Annotated in this window: 4 protein-coding genes and 1 pseudogene; all 5 read left to right on the top strand. The window is 30.4% G+C overall.

Annotated elements, in window-relative coordinates; all coding sequences use genetic code 11:
- Positions 1-506 (top strand): annotated as a pseudogene (locus tag HG1285_RS05810) (spermidine synthase); the annotation flags it as partial.
- Complete coding sequence (locus tag HG1285_RS19505; RefSeq protein WP_008288296.1) at positions 499-642, top strand: hypothetical protein; 144 nt, start codon at positions 499-501, stop codon at positions 640-642. The pseudogene HG1285_RS05810 and the gene HG1285_RS19505, both read left to right, overlap by 8 nt.
- A 136-nt stretch (positions 643-778) precedes the next feature.
- On the top strand, positions 779-1,105 hold the full coding sequence (locus tag HG1285_RS05815) for an MTH1187 family thiamine-binding protein (RefSeq protein ID WP_008288295.1): 327 nt from the start codon (positions 779-781) through the stop codon (positions 1,103-1,105).
- 3 nt (positions 1,106-1,108) lie between these two features.
- Entirely contained in the window at positions 1,109-3,781 is a 2,673-nt protein-coding gene (locus HG1285_RS05820) for an AAA family ATPase (RefSeq protein WP_008288294.1), read from the top strand.
- A partial coding sequence (gene coaBC, locus HG1285_RS05825; protein WP_008288293.1) for a bifunctional phosphopantothenoylcysteine decarboxylase/phosphopantothenate--cysteine ligase CoaBC occupies positions 3,774-4,359 on the top strand: 586 nt, incomplete at its 3' end. The genes HG1285_RS05820 and coaBC, both read left to right, overlap by 8 nt.

Genomic DNA, 4,359 nt, shown 5'->3' with positions numbered 1-4,359 from the left:
TAATAGTAGCAGAAAAATACTTTCCAAACATATCAGAAAAATTAAGAGACCCTAAAGTAAAAATATTCATAGAAGACGGAAATCAGTTTTTAGAAGAGAGAAAAAATTATTATGACGTTATTATTATGGACTCATCTGACCCAATAGGTCCTGCAGAAGTTTTATTTAAAGAAGAGTTTTACAATAAGGTAAAAGGAGCTCTCAGAGAAGGTGGAATTATGGCTGCACAGACAGAGTCTCCTTTCCTTCAGGAAGATTACTTTAAAAATGCTGTAAGAGAAATAAAAAAATCATTTAGAAATGTAGGAGTTTATCTTGGATTTGTTCCTTCCTATCCAGCAGGAATGTGGAGCTACACAATAGCCTCTGATGATGTAGATGTTTGTAAAAATGATGAAAATTACAAAAAATTAAAAGATATAGAAACAAAATACATAAACGAAGAGATTTATAAATCATTATTCACTTTGCCGGAATTTATAAAGCAGATAATAGAGAATGGATAAAAAACAGGAAGATATTGAACTTAAAAAGTTAGAAATTGAAAAAGCTAAACTGTTAGAAGGTTATTTAAGAACATTAGGAATTATACTTTTAACAATAGGTGCTGGAAATGAAAGCTCTAATATTTATAATTGTTAATTATAGGTTTATTAATCTTAATAATAGGCGGTGGATATGTAGCCTGGGACAACATGAAAGACCTTATAAAAAAACTTAACTCTAAATTTTTACATAAAAATTAGTCTAACTCAGCAGTGCTTAATGGAGGCATAAAATGGCAGAGAATTTATCAGTTTTAGTTGAATTTTCAATGTTTCCAACAGATGTTGGAGAAAGTAAAAGTCAGTACGTAAGTAAAATAATAGATATGCTTGATAAAGAAGGGATTAATTATAAATTAACGGCAATGTCAACAATTTTTGAAGTTGACAGCATGGAAAAAGCCACTGAAATTCTGGCAGAAGCCTATAAACAGCTTGAGCCTTATTCAAACAGGGTGTATGCAGTTGCAAAATTTGACATAAGAAAAGGAAAAAAAGATAGATTAACAGGTAAAATAAAATCTGTTGAAGAAAAATTAGGCAGAGAGGTAAAAAAATAATAGATGATTCTTAAGTCCCTTTACTTAGAAAATTTTTTAGCCCATGAAGAAACAAAATTAAATTTTGCGGAAAATGGAATAACAGTACTTATAGGAGACAATGGAGCAGGAAAAAGCTCAATACTTGAAGCTATCCAGTTTGCCCTTTACGGAAGCAGTTCAAAAGGAAACATATCTCAGCTTGTAAAGTGGGGTAGAAAAAAAGCAAAAATAGAGCTTGAATTTATAAAAAACGGTAGTGAATACAAAATAGAAAGAGAAATAGTACTTACAGGAAAATCACACAGTCAAACAGCAGTAGTTTATAAAAAAGAAAAAGGCAATTACAGGCTTTACTATCAAAAAAATATCAATAAAGAGCTTCCTAAAATAACAGGAATAACACAAAAAACATTTTTAAACTCAATACTTGTAAAACAAGGTGAAATAGAAGGACTGTTAGAACTAACTCCTAAAAAAAGGGCTCAGGTTTTTGAAGAGCTTTTAGAGATGAGCCTTTATCAGCTACTTTCTGAAAAATACGGAGAAAAAAGAAGACAGATAGAAAAGGAAATTAATGCCGTACAATCATCTTTGCCGGATGAAAAAGAAATAAAAGAAAAATTAAGCCAGCTAAAAGAAGAAAAAAATTCTTTAGAAGGAAAAATAAAAAAGCTAAAAAGTCAGCAAAAAGAGCTTGAAGAAAAATTGAAAGAAGAAAAGAATAAATTAAACAGTTATCAAAAAGAAAAAGAAGAAAACTTAAAAAAGTTAACAAAGATAAAAACACTGGAAGAAAAAATAAACTTTATAAACAAAGAGATAGCTGAGAAACAGCAAAAATTAAAAGAAATAGAAGAAAAAGAAAAACTACTTCCTGAGCTTGAAAAAAAATATAATCTTTTAAAAGAAAAAGAAAATTTATTAAAACAGCTGTTAGAAGCAAAAAGTTTACAGGAAAGGCTGTCAAACCTGCTTGAAAAAGAAAAAGAGCATGAAAAGAAAAAGCAAATTTATGAGAAATATAAAGAAACAGCTGAAAAATATGAAGAATATAAAGAAAAACTGAAAAAGATTAATGAAAACCTAAATCAGCTCACCAAACTAAAAGGAGAGTTAAACGCTCTAACACAGCAGATAGATAAAACAAAAGAAATATTAAGAGAAACAAAACAAAAAGCTCTTGAAAAAGCAAAGCAGTTAATCCAGCTGAAAACAATTTTTAAAACCCTTGAACTTAATCCTGTTTTAGTTGACACTATGATTAAAGATGAAAATAAGTTATTGGAAGATTATCAAAGCAAAAGAGAAGAACTTTTATCAGAGTACAAATCTCTAAAATCAAAAACAGAGGAACTAAATGAGCAAATTAAGAACATATCAAAATTAGAAGGAAACTGCCCAACATGTGCTCGGCCTCTAAAACAGCATTCAAAAGAGGAAATTATAAAAGATTTAAAGCAAAAAATAACTAAACTACAAAATCAGTTAAAAGATATAGAAAACGAAGGGAAAAAAGTTAAAGAAAAAATAGAGATAGAAAAAAAAGCTGTAAAACTACTTGAAGAATTTAAAAACTGGTACGAAAAGCATAAAGAAGCAAAAAAAGAAAAAGAAGAGCTTCAGGCAAAAATTAGAGTACTACAGTTAAAGTTAAAAGACCTAAACAGTTTAGAAAAAGAAAAGGAAGAAGTGGAAAAGTTTTTAAAAGAAAATGAAAATAGTTATCAGCTATTTTTAGAAAGCAAAAGGTTTTTAAATAGTGTTGATATAGAAAGTATCCAAAAGCAGATAAAAACCATAAAAGAAAAATTAGAAAAAATCCCTGAAAATATTAATCAGTTTCAGCTTGAAGATGAGATAAAACAGCTAAAAGAGTCTGAAAAATTATATGTTGAAACAAAAAAAGAAGTTTCCCAGAAACAGCAAATAGCTTCACAAATAGAAAAATTACAGGCTAATCTGGAAAATTTAGAAAAAGAAACTGAAAAGCTGAGAAACAATATAAAAGATGAAAATCAAATACAAGAAAAAATAAACCGGCAAAATGAAAAAATTGAAAAACTTGAAAAACAGTCAAAAGAAGTTGAAAATAATTTAAATCCTGAAATTTCAAAGTACGGCTATATTCAAGGACAGATAGAAAACCTTGAAAAACAGCTTAATCTCATAGAAGAAAATCTCAAAAAAATAAAAGAAAAAGAAGAAAAGCTGAAAAAATACAGAAAACTTGAGGAAGCACTCGGACCAAAAGGCATACAAAAAGTAATAAGAGATTCCGCCCTTTATCAGCTTCCTATATTAACTGAAAAACTTTTTAAAGCCTTTGGGTTTAACTTTAATCAGGTTAAATTTACTGAAAATTTTGATATATCACTGCAGGTTTTAACTTATGAAAAAACAGATAGATTTATCCCAGTAAGTGCAGTTAGTGGTGGACAAAAGGTAGCTCTTGGGCTTGCTTTAAGACTTGCACTCAGCCATTTTTTAGGTGGAAGGTCAGAATTTTTGATACTTGATGAACCAACAGTACATCTTGACAGCCAGAGAAAAGAAGAACTTATAAATATACTTTTAAAATTGAAAGAAAAAAATTACGTAAAACAACTTTTAGTAGTAACCCACGATAGAGAAATAGAAGATGCGGCTGACCAGATTTACTATATAGAAAAAGGAAAGGTTAAAGAAATTGCTTAAAGGAAAAAATATACTTCTTGGAGTTAGCGGTTCAATAGCTTCTTATAAAGCATGTGAAATAGTAAGGCATTTTCAAAAGAAAGGAGCAAATGTTAGAGTTGCGATGACCCCTTCAGCAAAAGAGTTTGTAGGGGAGCTCACATTTAAAGCTTTAACAAATCATGAGGTACTGTCAGACTGGAAAGACGGACAAACAGGTCTTGAGCATATCTACTGGGCAAGATGGGCTGATGCGTTTGTTATAGCACCGGCTTCAGCAAATACCATTGCAAAACTCAGAATGGGAATTACAGACAACTTTTTAACCTCACTTGCCCTTGCTTATGATAAACCTATAGTTATAGCCCCTGCAATGAACACAAAAATGTATGAAACCCCAGCAACAGCTGAAAATATCAAAGTATTAAAAGAAAGAGGACATATAATAGTTGAGCCAGAAGAAGGAGAGCTCGCCTGTGGAGAGGAAGGAGCAGGAAAGCTTGCGGGACTACATGCTATTGAAACAATGGTTCTTTACTCTCTATACCCAAAACCTTTAAAAGGTAAAAAAGTTTTAATAACAGCAGGAGGAACAAGAG

It is taken from the genome of Hydrogenivirga sp. 128-5-R1-1 (assembly GCF_000171895.1).
Note: the sequence above shows the minus strand (reverse complement) of the source record. Positions and strands in the feature narration are given on the sequence as shown.